The sequence below is a fragment of the Actinoplanes sp. NBC_00393 genome (genome assembly GCF_036053395.1).
Classification (GTDB): domain Bacteria; phylum Actinomycetota; class Actinomycetes; order Mycobacteriales; family Micromonosporaceae; genus Actinoplanes.
Genome location: NZ_CP107942.1, coordinates 8445911 through 8458360, shown reverse-complemented (window position 1 = coordinate 8458360; position 12450 = coordinate 8445911). Strand labels below are relative to the sequence as shown.

The 12450-nt window shown below is 70.6% G+C and carries 14 protein-coding genes; 7 read left to right on the top strand and 7 right to left on the bottom strand.

Annotated features, from left to right (window positions below; translation table 11 throughout):
- The first annotated feature begins 10 nt into the window (after positions 1 to 10).
- Both OHA21_RS39195 and OHA21_RS39190 read left to right on the top strand, forming a co-directional pair.
- Positions 11 to 514, top strand: coding sequence for a GNAT family N-acetyltransferase (locus OHA21_RS39195; RefSeq protein WP_328463891.1), 504 nt, complete (start codon positions 11 to 13; stop codon positions 512 to 514).
- 100 nt (positions 515 to 614) lie between these two features.
- Positions 615 to 1652: a DUF4192 domain-containing protein gene (locus tag OHA21_RS39190; RefSeq protein ID WP_328463889.1), complete on the top strand. Its 1038-nt coding sequence runs from the start codon at positions 615 to 617 to the stop codon at positions 1650 to 1652.
- Between the two features lie 5 nt (positions 1653 to 1657).
- Here OHA21_RS39190 and OHA21_RS39185 read toward each other — a convergent pair whose 3' ends face one another.
- Together OHA21_RS39185 and fdhD are read right to left on the bottom strand one after the other, a co-directional pair.
- Positions 1658 to 3307: an alkaline phosphatase D family protein gene (locus OHA21_RS39185; protein ID WP_328463887.1), complete on the bottom strand. Its 1650-nt coding sequence runs from the start codon at positions 3305 to 3307 to the stop codon at positions 1658 to 1660.
- A gap of 71 nt (positions 3308 to 3378) precedes the next feature.
- On the bottom strand, positions 3379 to 4206 hold the full coding sequence (fdhD, locus tag OHA21_RS39180) for a formate dehydrogenase accessory sulfurtransferase FdhD (RefSeq protein WP_328463885.1): 828 nt from the start codon (positions 4204 to 4206) through the stop codon (positions 3379 to 3381).
- A 72-nt stretch (positions 4207 to 4278) separates the two neighbouring features.
- On the opposite strand from fdhD, the gene mobA reads away from it, so the two are divergent.
- From mobA to OHA21_RS39165, 3 genes are read left to right on the top strand one after another with little or no spacing between them, the layout of a single operon-like run.
- Complete coding sequence (gene mobA, locus OHA21_RS39175) at positions 4279 to 4878, top strand: molybdenum cofactor guanylyltransferase (protein ID WP_328463883.1); 600 nt, start codon at positions 4279 to 4281, stop codon at positions 4876 to 4878.
- Positions 4875 to 5114, top strand: coding sequence for a DUF6457 domain-containing protein (locus OHA21_RS39170; RefSeq protein WP_328463882.1), 240 nt, complete (start codon positions 4875 to 4877; stop codon positions 5112 to 5114). The genes mobA and OHA21_RS39170 overlap by 4 nt, the downstream gene beginning before the upstream one ends.
- A 57-nt stretch (positions 5115 to 5171) precedes the next feature.
- Positions 5172 to 6248 (top strand): T3SS (YopN, CesT) and YbjN peptide-binding chaperone 1, encoded by a 1077-nt coding sequence (locus OHA21_RS39165; protein ID WP_328463880.1) that lies wholly within the window; start codon positions 5172 to 5174, stop codon positions 6246 to 6248.
- Here OHA21_RS39165 and OHA21_RS39160 read toward each other — a convergent pair.
- Entirely contained in the window at positions 6245 to 6697 is a 453-nt protein-coding gene (locus tag OHA21_RS39160; protein WP_328463878.1) for an Lrp/AsnC family transcriptional regulator, read from the bottom strand. The two genes, OHA21_RS39165 and OHA21_RS39160, sit on opposite strands and share 4 nt — an antisense overlap.
- 68 nt (positions 6698 to 6765) lie before the next feature.
- Here OHA21_RS39160 and ddaH point away from each other — a divergent pair, with 68 nt between their 5' ends.
- Together ddaH and OHA21_RS39150 are read left to right on the top strand one after the other, a co-directional pair.
- Complete coding sequence (gene ddaH, locus OHA21_RS39155; RefSeq protein ID WP_328463876.1) at positions 6766 to 7596, top strand: dimethylargininase; 831 nt, start codon at positions 6766 to 6768, stop codon at positions 7594 to 7596.
- Between the two features lie 25 nt (positions 7597 to 7621).
- Positions 7622 to 8185: a bacterial proteasome activator family protein gene (locus tag OHA21_RS39150; protein WP_328463873.1), complete on the top strand. Its 564-nt coding sequence runs from the start codon at positions 7622 to 7624 to the stop codon at positions 8183 to 8185.
- Positions 8186 to 8680: 495 nt separating this feature from the next.
- Here the strand turns inward: OHA21_RS39150 and OHA21_RS39145 are convergent, their stop codons facing one another.
- From OHA21_RS39145 to OHA21_RS39130, 4 genes are all read right to left on the bottom strand, one after another.
- The gene (locus OHA21_RS39145; protein WP_328463871.1) at positions 8681 to 9475 is read right to left on the bottom strand and encodes a Cof-type HAD-IIB family hydrolase; all 795 of its coding nucleotides are present in this window, start codon (positions 9473 to 9475) and stop codon (positions 8681 to 8683) included.
- Positions 9475 to 10287 carry an HAD family hydrolase gene (locus OHA21_RS39140; protein ID WP_328463869.1) on the bottom strand — a complete coding sequence of 271 codons (813 nt, stop codon included), beginning with the start codon at positions 10285 to 10287 and terminating at the stop codon, positions 9475 to 9477. Before OHA21_RS39140 ends, OHA21_RS39145 begins: the two co-directional genes overlap by 1 nt.
- 108 nt (positions 10288 to 10395) lie before the next feature.
- Positions 10396 to 11658, bottom strand: a complete 1263-nt coding sequence (serS, locus tag OHA21_RS39135; protein WP_328463867.1) for a serine--tRNA ligase — start codon at positions 11656 to 11658, stop codon at positions 10396 to 10398.
- Between the two features lie 55 nt (positions 11659 to 11713).
- Complete coding sequence (locus OHA21_RS39130) at positions 11714 to 12445, bottom strand: hypothetical protein (RefSeq protein ID WP_328463865.1); 732 nt, start codon at positions 12443 to 12445, stop codon at positions 11714 to 11716.
- Positions 12446 to 12450 lie beyond the last annotated feature (5 nt).

The window sequence follows — 12450 nt, the reverse complement described above, 5'->3', positions numbered from 1 at the left end:
TGATGGCGACATGACCCCTGTCGCGGTGCGTTCCTATCGCCCGAGTGACCATTCCGCGGGCCGGCGTTTGTGGGCGGAGCTCACCAGACAGCACAACGAGATGTACGGGGAACACACCGACGACGGCGGCGCAGGCTTCGAGGAGTATCTGACCAGGCTCGATCTCTCCGGGCTCTGGGTTGCCGACCACGCCGACGACGGGGTCATCGGGATGGTCGGGCTGATCATTCGCGGCCGGGCCGGCGAGGTCGACCCGGTGGTGGTGACGATCGGTCACCGGCACAAGGGGGTCGGCCGGCTGCTGCTGCAGCACGTCGCGGCGGAGGCGAAGAAGCGGAACATGACCTCGCTGACCATCTCGCCCGAGTCCCGCAACGTGGAGGCGATCCGCAGCCTGCACGCCGCCGGGTACGACGTGGTCTCCTCGATCGAGCTGACCATGGATCTGGACCGGCACTCCCACCCCTGGAACCAGGAGGGGCTGCAACTCCACGAGTTGCCGTTCCGCTCCTAGCTGGGCTTTCGCGCGGGCCGCCTGTGGATGACGGGCGTGTCGTCCACAGGCGCGAAGTTCGGCACACGGGCCGCCTCGCCGAGCGGCCAGGCTGCCTGCCATGTCAGCCGAATGCGCACTCGTCATCCGTACCCCGTCCGACCTCATCGCGGCGGTGCCCTACCTGCTGGGCTACCACCCGGTCGACAGCGTGACGATGGTCGGCCTCAGCGGTACGCGGGTGGACTTCGGCGCGTGCTACGACCTGCCGCCGCCGGATTGCAGCGCCGACGACGCCCGTGAGGCGGCCCGGGTCATCGCCGAGACGGTCGCCCGGCAGGACGCGGCGTCGATCGTGATCGTCGGATTCGGGCCGGCCGAACGGGTCACCCCGGCGGTGTTGCGTCTCACGCAGGCTCTGCAGACCTTGAACGTCCGGGTGGACGACGCGATGCGGGTCACCGACGGCCGGTGGTGGTCGTACCTGTGCGACGACCCGCGCTGCTGCAGCCCGGAGGGCACGGCGTGCCTGCCGGAGCACAGTGTGATCGCCGCCGAGGCGACCCTGCGCGGGCACGTCGCCCTGCCCAGCCGGCGCGAGTTGGTCGCCCAGGTGGCGCCGGTCGACGGGGCAGCCCGGAAAGCCATGGTCGCGGCCACCGAGCGGGCCCGGCGGCGGTTCACCGATCTGCTCGCCGACGACCTGCTCGGTGAGGACCGGGACGCCGCGCGGTACGGGCGGATGATCCGGCGTGCCGGGCGGACCGCGGTCCGGGAGGCCGAGCGGCGGTACCGGTCGGGCCGGACACTCACCGACGACGAGGCCGCCTGGCTCGGGGTGCTGCTGGTGGACAAGGCGGTGGAGGACTACGCGTTCGACCGGGCCGGCCCGGACGAGTGGCGGATCCGGCTCTGGACCGACGTGCTGCGCCGGGTCGAGCCGGCGTATGTGGCGGCGCCGGCCTGCCTGCTGGGTTACTCCGCCTGGCGATCCGGGCGAGGTGCCCTGGCCAGGGTCGCCGTGGACCGGGCGCTGCGCGAGGAGCCGCAGCACCAGATCGCCGCGATGTTGCACAACCTGCTCGGGTACGGGCTGTCCCCGCACATGGTGACCGGCGGCGAATCCCGCATCGGAATTCGCCGCCGGAGCAGCAGGTGAACCTGTCAGGGCCGCGCGGTCTCCTGCCGAATGGTCTCCTCACCGAGGTCGACCGGCCCGGAGCGCAACGTGGCGGCCGGAGTCGGGTTGTCCGCCACCTGGTTCAGGCCCGGCACCCGGTCCTCGATGACGAAACTGGCCCGGGTGTGCGCCGCGGCGCCCGCGGTCGTCACATAGGGCAGGACCACGAAGTCCGCGGTCAGCGAGTCCGCCGCGATCCGGGTCCGGACGTAACCGCGCTGGTTGTTGTAAAAGCGCAGGTGCGGATTCCACGCCGCCCAGCTGTGCTGGCCGCTCGGCACGTCCGCGCCGTTGCCGCCGGAGGTGATCGACGAGCAGACCAGCTCGGTGCCGACGGTCTTGGAGGTCGGGTCGTCGTAATCGAGCTTGAGCTCGCCGGCCCAGTGCGCGTGCACGTCACCGGTGAGCACCACCGGGTTGCGGACCCCGGCCTCCACCCAGCCGCGGGTGATCCGGTCCCGGGACGCCTGGTATCCGTCCCACGAGTCCATGCTGAGCACCTTCTGCGGGCCGGAGTTGTTGTCCCGCTGCCCGAAGAAGACCTGCTGGCCGAGGATGTCCCAGCGCGCGGTGGACCGGCGGAAGCCGTCGAGCAGCCAGGCTTCCTGCTCGGCGCCGGTGATACTGCGCGCCGGGTCGTACGCGGCCGGGCAGTCCTTGTACCCGTCACCGCAGCCCTGGTCGTCCCGGTACTGACGGGTGTCGAGCATGTGGAAGGTGGCCAGCCGGTCCCAGTGCAGCCGCCGGTAAAGCTGCAGGTCGATGCCGTTCGGGACCGAGGTGCGGCGCAGCGGCATGTTCTCGTAGTACGCCTGGAACGCCGCCGCCCGCCGGGCGAGGAAGTTCGAGTCGGGCGCCTCGGGGACCTCGTCGGCCCAGTTGTTCTCGGTCTCGTGGTCGTCCCAGACCACGGCCCAGGGCGCCACCGCGTGCGCGGCCTGCAGGTCCGGGTCGGTCTTGTACTGCGCGTGCCGCTGACGGTAGTTCGCCAGCGTGACGGTCTCCGGGCCCTCGTGGTCACGCGGGTTGCCGCCCGGGATGTTGTACGTGTCCGGCGCGTACTCGTACTGGTAGTCGCCGAGGTGCAGGATCAGGTCCGGCTCGTCCTCGGCCAGCCGGCGGTATGCGGTGAAGTAGCCGTGCTCGTACTGGGAGCAGGAGACGAACGCCATGGCCAGCGCACCGCCGGCTGCCCAGCGCGCGGGTGCGGTGCGGGTCCGGCCCACCGGCGAGGTGTAGCGCTCGGCGTGGAAGCGGTAGAAGTACTCCCGGTCGGCGGAGAGGCCGTTCAGTTCCACGTGCACGCTGTGCGCCCGGTCCGCCCGGGCGATCACGACACCGCGGCGGACCACCTTGCGGAACCGCCCGTCGGCGGCGAGTTCCCAGGTCACCGGCACGTTCCGAGACGGCATGCCACCCAGCCCGTCATCGGCGAGCGGGGTGGTGGCGAGCCGGGTCCAGAGCACGAAGCCGTCCGGGTCCGGGTCGCCGGACGCGACTCCGAGGGTGAACGGATCGGATTGCAACGGTCCCCGATAGGGCGCGGCCTGCGCGGAGAGCGGCCACGTCGTGACCGCTCCGGCAGCACCGGCGGCGGCAGAGCTCAGCAACAGGGTTCGACGCGAGATCGGCATGCATCGCAGCCTCGCGAAGATGGATGAAGGTAAATGTGATCAGGGCTTACGGGGATCCGAATCCCATGTGGTCAGACCGTGACGCGATGTGCCCCGGCGTAGACGTTCATCGTCGGCTCCCGGAGGAAACCGACGAGCGTCATCCCGGCCTCGTCGGCCAGCTCGACGGCGAGCGTGCTCGGCGCCGACACCGCGGCCAGCAGCGGCAACCCGGCCATCCAGGCCTTCTGCATCAGCTCGAAGCTGGCCCGGCCGGAGACGAGCAGGACGTGCCCGGCCAGCGGCAGCCGGCCCTCGCGCAGCGCCCAGCCGAGCACCTTGTCGACCGCGTTGTGCCGGCCCACGTCCTCGCGCAGGACGAGCAGGTCACCGGCGGCGGTGAACAGTCCGGCGGCGTGCAGCCCACCCGTACGGTCGAACGTCCGCTGTGCCGCACGCAACTTGCCCGGCAGCTCGGCGAGGAGTCGCGCCGGGATCTCCAGCGGGTCGGCCGTCACGTCGAAGAGCGAGCGGGTGCGTATGGCGTCGATGCTCGCCTTCCCGCAGACTCCGCACGAGCTGGTGGTGTAGAAGTTCCGGCTCGGGTCGGTCACCGGCGGCGGCACGTGCGGATCAAGCACCACGTCCACCACGTTGTACGTGTTCGGCGTGTCCGTCCCGGCGCAGAGCTGGGCCGTCACCACGTCCTCCGCCTTGCCGATCACGCCCTCGCTGAGCAAGAAACCCATGGCCAGGTCGAGGTCGTGCCCGGGGGTGCGCATGGTGACCGCCAGCGGCTGCTTCCGGATCCGGATCTCCAGCGGCTCCTCGGCGGCCAGCTCGTCCGGGCGGCGCCGGACCGCCGGCGACTCGCCGACGTCGATGCTCACCACCGTGCGGCGCGCCGTGTTCCGTCCCATGGCGGGAGCTTACGACCGCGTCGAACTGAGCGCGTGGTCACGTCCGGCACGCGCTCGGGATACGGTACTCACGTGGGGGGATTTGCGGCGGTGGTACTGGCGGGCGGTGCGGCGCGGCGGATGGGTGGGGCCGACAAGCCGACCTTGCCCGTCGGCGGGCAGTCGATGCTGACCCGGGTGCTCGCGGCCGTGCACGACGCCGACCCGCGTGTCGTGGTCGGCCGGGTGCCACCCGACCTGCCGGTTCAGGTGCACGTGACACGGGAGGAGCCGCCGGGTGGCGGGCCGGTGGCCGCGGCCGCCGCGGGGCTGGCGCTGGTGCCGGAGAACATCGCTTTCACCGCGCTGCTCGCCGCCGATCTGCCGTTGCTGACCGGTGAGGCGATCGACGTGCTGCGGCTGACCATGGAGTCGGCGCCGATGGAGGGCGCGGTCTATCGGGACGCCGAGGGGCAGTTGCAGGTGTTGTGCGGGGTTTGGCGTACGGCGTCGTTGCGTGCCGCGATCAACCGCCTCGCCGAGGAGCGCGGCAGTCTGCACGGCGCGCCGGTGCGGGCCTTGCTGGCGAACCTGCGGATCGCCGAGGTGTCCTGGCGCCGGCCGGGGCCGCCGCCGTGGTTCGACTGCGACACCGACGACGACCTGCGGACGGCTGAGGAATGGGCGAGATGAACGAGTTGGACGCGTGGATCGCCGCGGCCGGGGCCGAGCTGGGCGTCTCGCCGGACGAGGTGCCGGCGAAGGAGTTGCTCGACGTGGCCCGCGATGTGGCGCACAACGTCCTGCGGCCCGGGGCGCCGGTCACGGCGTACCTGATGGGGCTGGCTGTGGGGCGTGGTCTCGCCCCCGCGGAGGCCGCCGCGAAAATCAGCGCCCTGGCCCTGGCATGGCCTGATCGCAAAGCCTGACATCCCTGGCTCCAGCATGGATCGCCGCTCGATAGGGTGACAGACGGAGGTGCGATCATGACGGCAGAAGGCGCCGGCGAAACGTCCGAGGGTGTGTTGCTTGACGAGCCCACCACGGCCGACCTGAAGGCCAAGGTGACCCAGGCGTGGCGTGAGTTCGCGAGTTCGCTGGCCGGCTTGGTGCCCGAGCTGCCGCCCGGTGCGCACGTCGACATCACTCTCGACCCCACCGCTTCCGGCACGGGCACCGCGGTCTACTCGGTGAGCATCCGCGTCCTGCCCGACGGCGTGGTCGAGGCGCTCGCCGTCGGCAACGCGGAGCTGCCCCCGGAGTTCCGGATGGACCGGGCGGCCGTCGCCGACCTGGTCGCGCTCGGCTGGTCACCCCCGGGGGTGCTGGCCGGCTCCGGTGACTCGTTCGGTCTGCGCTCGTCGCAGGAGACGGCGACCCAGCTCGCCACCGTGGTCTCCCGGACGCTGCGCGACGTCTACGGCGCACCTCACCCGGCCTTCCTCGTCTACCTGGTCCACGACGAGGAGGACGAGCCGATCGACGCCTCCCCGCTCGGGACCGCACGGCACGAGCCGAGCATCGAGGGCGACTTCGGCCTTGACGAAGACTCGCTCGAGGCGGCTCTGGCGAATGTGACCGAGGACGTCGTCCCGCTCGAGGAGCGGGTGCGCACGGTCGTCGCCACCATGTCGAAGACCACCGTCGACCAGCTGCAGGTCGACGCGGACGGCGACGTCGGCATCCGGGCCGGCTCGGCGATGGTGTTCGTCCGGGTCCGTGACAATCCGCCGCTGGTGGACGTCTTCTCGCCGATCCTGACCGAGGTCGAGCCCACGGAGCAGCTCTACGTGAAGCTCTCCGAGCTGACCAACCGGATGCCGATCGGTCGGCTGTACTGCGCGCAGGACACGGTCTGGGCGTCGATCCCGGTGTTCGGTCGCAACTTCCAGGCCATCCACCTCATGCTCGCCGTCCAGGTGATGACCGGTCTTGCCGACGAGCTGGACGATCGGCTGCACGGCGAGTTCGGCGGCAAGCGGTTCTTCGGCGAGGGTGACAAGCCGGTGCCGGCCAAGGAGCGTCCCGCGGACGATCAGCACCGCCCGGGGATGTACCTCTAGAACGGCACTGCGGTCGGCGTCTCCACGAGCCGGGACAGCACCACCATGCTGCGCGTCGAGGTCACGAACGGCTCGGCGCGCAGCCGCTCCAGCGCCTGCTCCAGGTGCCCGATGTCGGCGGCCCGCAGGTGCACGAGCGCGTCCGCCTGCCCGGAGACCGTGTAGGCGCCCACCACCTCGGGGTGGCGCCGGGTGGCCACGGTGATCTGGGCCGGCGTGGTGCGCCCGGTGCAGAACAGCTCCACGAACGCCTCGGTGGTCCAGCCGACCGCGGACGGCTCGATGACCGCGGTGAATCCCTTGATCACGCCGTTGGCGCGCAAGCGATCGACACGTCTCTTCACGGCGGGGGCGGACAGCGAGACCTTGGCGCCGATCTCGGCGTACGAAGCGCGAGCGTCGGCCACCAGATGCGCAATGATTCGCTGGTCCACGGCGTCCATCTGCAACGATTCGCCTCCGAGCAGCAAGATTTTGAGCTGTTTGCTGCAACGCAGCCTACCTACCCTTGAACCTCATGAACCACATCGAGCGCTTGCCGCGAAACCGGACATACCTCATGTGTCCCCCCGAGCATTTCACGGTCGAGTACGCGATCAACCCGTGGATGGACACCTCGGCCGCGGTGGACGCCGCGCTGGCGCTCAAGCAGTGGGAGATGCTGCGCACCACCCTCACCGATCTCGGGCACCTGGTGCACGTGCTGGACGCCCGGCCCGGCCTGCCCGACATGGTCTATTCGGCGAACGGCGCGTTCTCGGTCGACGGCACCGTCTACGGCGCCCGCTTCAAGCATCCGCAGCGTGCCGACGAGGCCCCCGCTCACCAGGCGTTCTACGCGACCTCCGGCGGGTGGAAGTTCGTCGCACCCGAGCACGTCAACGAAGGCGAGGGCGACTTCGCGTACCTCCCGGCGGCCTACGGCGGCATCGTCCTCGCCGGCTACGGCTTCCGCACCGACCCGGCCGCGCACGCCGAGGCGCAGGAGGTGCTCGGCCGCCCGGTGATCTCGCTGAAGCTGGTCGACCCGGCCTTCTACCACCTGGACACCGCGCTGGCCGCCCTCGACGACCGCCACGTCACGTACTACCCGGGCGCCTTCTCCCCGGCCTCCCAGCAGATTCTCGCCCAGCTCTTCCCGGACGCCGTGCTGGCCGACCGCGCCGACGCCGAGGCCTTCGGGCTGAACCTGGTCAGCGACGGCCGCCACGTGATTCTCAACACGGAAGCCGTCGCGATGGGCCACAAGGTGCGCGAAGCCGGTTACCTGCCGGTCCACGTGGACCTCTCCGAGCTGAAGAGGGGTGGCGGAAGTGTCAAATGTGCCGTAGCCGAACTTCGGTCGTGAACGGCCGTGCGCAAAGATGGACTGCATGACCGACGACACCCGCACCACTGAGCAGAAGGAAGACGGCTCCGTCATCGTCGTGGGCCCTGACGGCCGCCCGATGGGCACGGTCGAGCAGGACGGCACGCTCACCCCGGAGGAGCCGGGCAATCTCATCGAGCAGCCGGCGAAGGTCATGCGCATCGGCAGCATGATCAAGCAGCTCCTCGAAGAGGTGCGGGCCGCGCCGCTGGACGAGGCGAGCCGGGGCCGGCTGCGGGAGATCCACCAGCGGTCGATCACCGAGCTGGAGGACGGCCTGGCACCGGAGCTCCGCGAGGAACTCGAGCGCCTCTCCCTCCCGTTCGAGGGCGAGACCCCGCCCAGCGAGGCCGAACTGCGGATCGCCCAGGCCCAGCTGGTCGGCTGGCTCGAGGGGCTCTTCCACGGCATCCAGGCCGCACTGGTCGCCCAGCAGATGGCCGCCCGCCTCCAGCTGGAGCAGATGCGCGGCGGCGTTCCGGGCCGCCCGGCCCTCCCGATGGGCGCCGGCGGCATCATCGGTGGCAAGCAGGGCGACATCCAGGGCCGCACCGGCCAGTACCTCTGAGCACATCCCCCGGCGGGCAACATCAAAAACCCGCCGGGGTACGCCCACACCTCCCCAAACCCAGCTACGCCGCCCCGCCGCACGAAGCGACCAAGCAGCCGCTCCAGGCCGCAGCGCCCGCGCCGGGCTTAAGCACCGAGCCCAGCTGACCCCCACCGCTGCTTCGCAGCGCGCAAAGCGACGCTGCGCGTCAGCCGGCCGGGCTCAGCTGACCGTGAGTGCTGCTTCGCAGCGCGGGAGGCGACGCTGGGCGTCAGCCCGCAAAGCTCAGCTGACCGTGAGTGCTGCTTCGCAGCGCGGGAGGCGACGCTGCGCGTCAGCCCGCAGGCTGGGCTGACCGTGGCTGCTGCTTCGCAGCGCGCGAAGCGACGCTGGGCGTCAGCTGGACCCGGTGCTTCAGCCCGGCGGGCGCCGGGCGGCCAGGAGCGGCACCTGACTCGCGTCGGCGCGGCGGGACGGGGTAGCTGCGGTTCGGGGCGGCGTCGCGCGTACCGATCAGAGGTGGAAAGCGCGACTCAAATAGTCAGCCACGCCGTCCTCGTCGTTGGAGAGGGTGACCTCGTCGGCGACCGCGCGCAGTGCGGGGTGGGCGTTGCCCATGGCGACCGCGCGGCCGGCCCAGCTGAGCATCGGGATGTCGTTGGGCATGTCGCCGAAGGCGACGACCTGTTCGGCCGTGACACCCTCGCGCTCGCAGAGCCAGGCCAGCCCGGCCGCCTTGGTGACGCCGACCGCGGAGATCTCCACGAGCGCGGACGAGGACGAGCGGGTCGCCTCGGCCAGACCGCCCAGCGTGGTGCTGATCAGCTCCAGGAACTCGTCGGGGTCGGCGGTCGCGGAACGAGCCAGCAGCTTGACCGCCGGGACCGAGGTGAGCTCCTCAGGCGAGGCGATCACTCGCACCCGGTGGTCGTGCTCCCAGCGGATCGTCCAGGTCGGCTCGTGCACGAACGAGCGCCCGTCCTCCACCTCGACCGCCAGCGAGACGTCCGGAATCGTGTCGCGCAGGCGTTTCGTCACGTCCAGCAGCAGGTCGACCGGCAGGGACTCGGTGCGCAGGACCTCGTCGGTGTGCGGGTCGTAGATGACCGCCCCGTTCGCGCAGACCGCGGGCAGCGGCGCCGGCAACTGGTCGTAGAGCTGGTCGAGCCAGCGCAGCGGGCGACCGGTCACCAGGACCACGGGCACAGGCACCTGGGCCAGAACGTCGAGGGTCCGCTGGGAGATGGTGCGCTCGCTGGTGATCAGCGTGCCGTCGATGTCGGTGGCGACTAACTGAAAAGGGGCCATCACCTCGACAATAGCCGGTCCAGGAACACGGCCACCCCGTCCTCGTCATTGGCGAGCGTCACCGTGTCAGCGACCGCCAGCAGCTCCGGATGAGCGTTCGCCACGGCCACCCGGCCCCAGCCCGCCCAGCCGAACATCGGCAGGTCGTTGGGCATGTCACCGAAGACCAGCACGTCCGCGGGATCCACCCCGACCGCCTCGGCGACCACCGCGAGGCCGGTGCCCTTGTCCACACCCGCCGGGCAGATCTCCACGTAGTCGAGGCCGGCCTGGGTAACGGTCGCCACATCCGGCGGCACGACCCGGCGGGCCACCGCGAGCAGGTCGTCGACGCCGAGCTCGAACGAGCGGGCGAACGCTTTGATCACGTCGCCGGTCAGGCACTCGGACCGGGTCCGCGACTCGACGGTGACCGGATAGCGCCAGGTCGGGTCGTAATCGCCCCAGAGCGGCGCATCATCGTGATCGAGCGCCTCGAACATCACCGACAGCGGCCCGGTCGCCGACTCCAGCGCACCGAGCACCTCACCCAGCACCGGGCCGGGAAGCCGGGACTGCCGCAGGTAGCGGGCCTCGGCCTGGTCGAGCACCCATCCGCCCTGGGCCAGCACCAGATAGTCGGCGACCCGGATGTCGTTGCGGGTGAGCGAGGTCAGACGCGGACCGCGGCCGGTGGCGGCGACGATCCGGATGCCGGCGGCGCGGACCCGGTCGAGCACCTCATGGGTGTACGCGGACACGGTGTCATCGCTGCGAACCAGTGTCCCGTCCAGGTCGGTGGCGATCAGCTTGGGGAGCCCAGGCTTGAGCATCGATACCTCCGAGGGTGTGACAACCCCCGCGGAGGGCGGAAGGAGAACGGTACACCCGACTGACTACCAGCGGCTATGACAACTGGTAGCCAGTCGGTTGCGCCAAGGTCAACGAACGGGTTCGAGCACGTCCCGGCCGCCGAGGAACGGCTGCAGAGCCTTCGGCACGCGCACCGAGCCGTCCGGCTGCTGGTGGTTCTCCAGGATCGGGATCAGCCACCGGGTGGTGGCCAACGTCCCGTTCAGCGTGGCGGCGATCTGCGGCTTGCCGTCCGCGTCGCGGTAGCGGATGTTGAGCCGGCGGGCCTGGAACGTCGTGCAGTTCGACGTCGAGGTGACCTCGCGGTACCGCCCCTGCGACGGCACCCAGGCCTCGCAGTCGTACTTCCGGGCCGCGCTGGAACCGAGGTCACCGGCCGCCACGTCGATCACCCGGTACGGAATCTCGACCTTGGCCAGCATCTCCTCCTCCATCGCGAGCAGGCGCTGGTGCTCGGCCAGGGCCTCCTCCGGGCGGCAGAACGAGAACATCTCGACCTTGTCGAACTGGTGCACCCGCAGGATGCCGCGCACGTCCTTGCCGTGCGAGCCGGCCTCCCGCCGGTAACAGGTCGACCAGCCGGCGAACCGCTCCGGCCCCTGCGAAAGGTCGATGATCTCGTTCGAGTGGTACGCCGCGAGTGGCACCTCCGACGTGCCGACCAGGTAAAGATCGTCGGCCTCGAGCCGGTAGATCTCGCTGGCGTGCGCGCCGAGGAAGCCGGTGCCCTCCATCGACTCCGGCCGGACCAGGGTCGGCGTGATCGACGGGGTGAACCCGTGCTCCACCGCCTGCTGGATGGCCAGCTGGAGCAGCCCGAGCTGGAGCAGCGCGCCGACACCGGTGAGGAAGTAGAACCGCGACCCGGACACCTTCGCCCCGCGCTCGGTGTCGATGGCGCGCAGCCCCTGACCGAGCTCCAGATGATCCTTCGGCGAGTCGATGGCCGGGATGTCCCCGACGGTGCGCAGAACGACGAAGTCGTCCTCACCGCCGGGGGGAGCGCCGTTCTCCACCACGTTCGACACGGCGAGGTGGGCGCGGCGCAGCTCCTGCTCGGCCTCGGTGGTGGCGGCCTCGGCCGACTTCACCTCGGCGGACAGCTCCTTGGTCCGCGCCAGCAGCGCCGCCCGCTCGTCCCCGGAGGCCTTCGCCACCTCTTTGCCGATGGACTTCTGCTCCGCCCGGACCGCCTCGAACCGCTGCGTAGCGGCCCGGCGCTCCTCGTCGGCGCGCAGCAGCTCGTCCACCCGCTCGGTGGACTCGCCGCGCAGTCGCTGGCTGGCGCGGATCAGTTCGGGGTCTTCGCGAAGCAGACGCAGGTCAATCACGGTTGTCGAGCCTACCGGCGGCGCGGTCCGATCAGCACCCGGATATCCCCCGGTGTCACGATCGGTGTGGCTGGTCCCGTTGCCCGGGGAAAGTGGCGAACGGTGTGGAGGCCGAGATGGTCAGATCCAATGGGGCACCCGGTTCGTCCTCCTCGTCCTCCTCCTCGACGGTCCGGACCCAGCGCGGGCCGTCCTCGGTGTCCGGTTCCCGGGTGGTCAACCAGAGCGCGAGCAGGGCGGCGGCCACTCCGGCGAGCGCACACCAGAGCCCTCGGCCGTACGACACCTCGGTCTGTTCGGCCGCCAGCTGCATCGAGAAGTAGCGCGAGATCAGCCGGGTCTCGCTGCCGAGCAGGTGGACCATCGCCAGCAGCAGCGCGACCAGGATGCCGCCGACGCCGTAGCCGGCGAGCCGGGCGTATCGCCGGCCCGCGCCCGGGCCGAAGAGCACCAGCATCACCGAGATCGCGAGCAGGAAGAGCCCGACCAGGTACGCCCCGCCGATGCCCCCGAGGTCGAAGAGGTCGGTCGGCAGCAACTGGGTCTGACTGAGCAGTTCCTCGTCCTCCGCGTACGCGATCTGCTCGATGTTGGTGACCTGCCACTCGGAGATCAGTGACGCGAAGACCGCGATGCCGGCGAGACCGGCGGTCAGGACCGGGAGCCGCCGGTCGTTCGCCAGAGCTCGCAGATAGTCCGTCCGCGGCCTGCGCCGGGGCTCCTCCGAGTCGTCGGAGGGACCGAACTCGACCACCGACTGCTCGCCGACCTCAGATTCAACGGACATGCGAT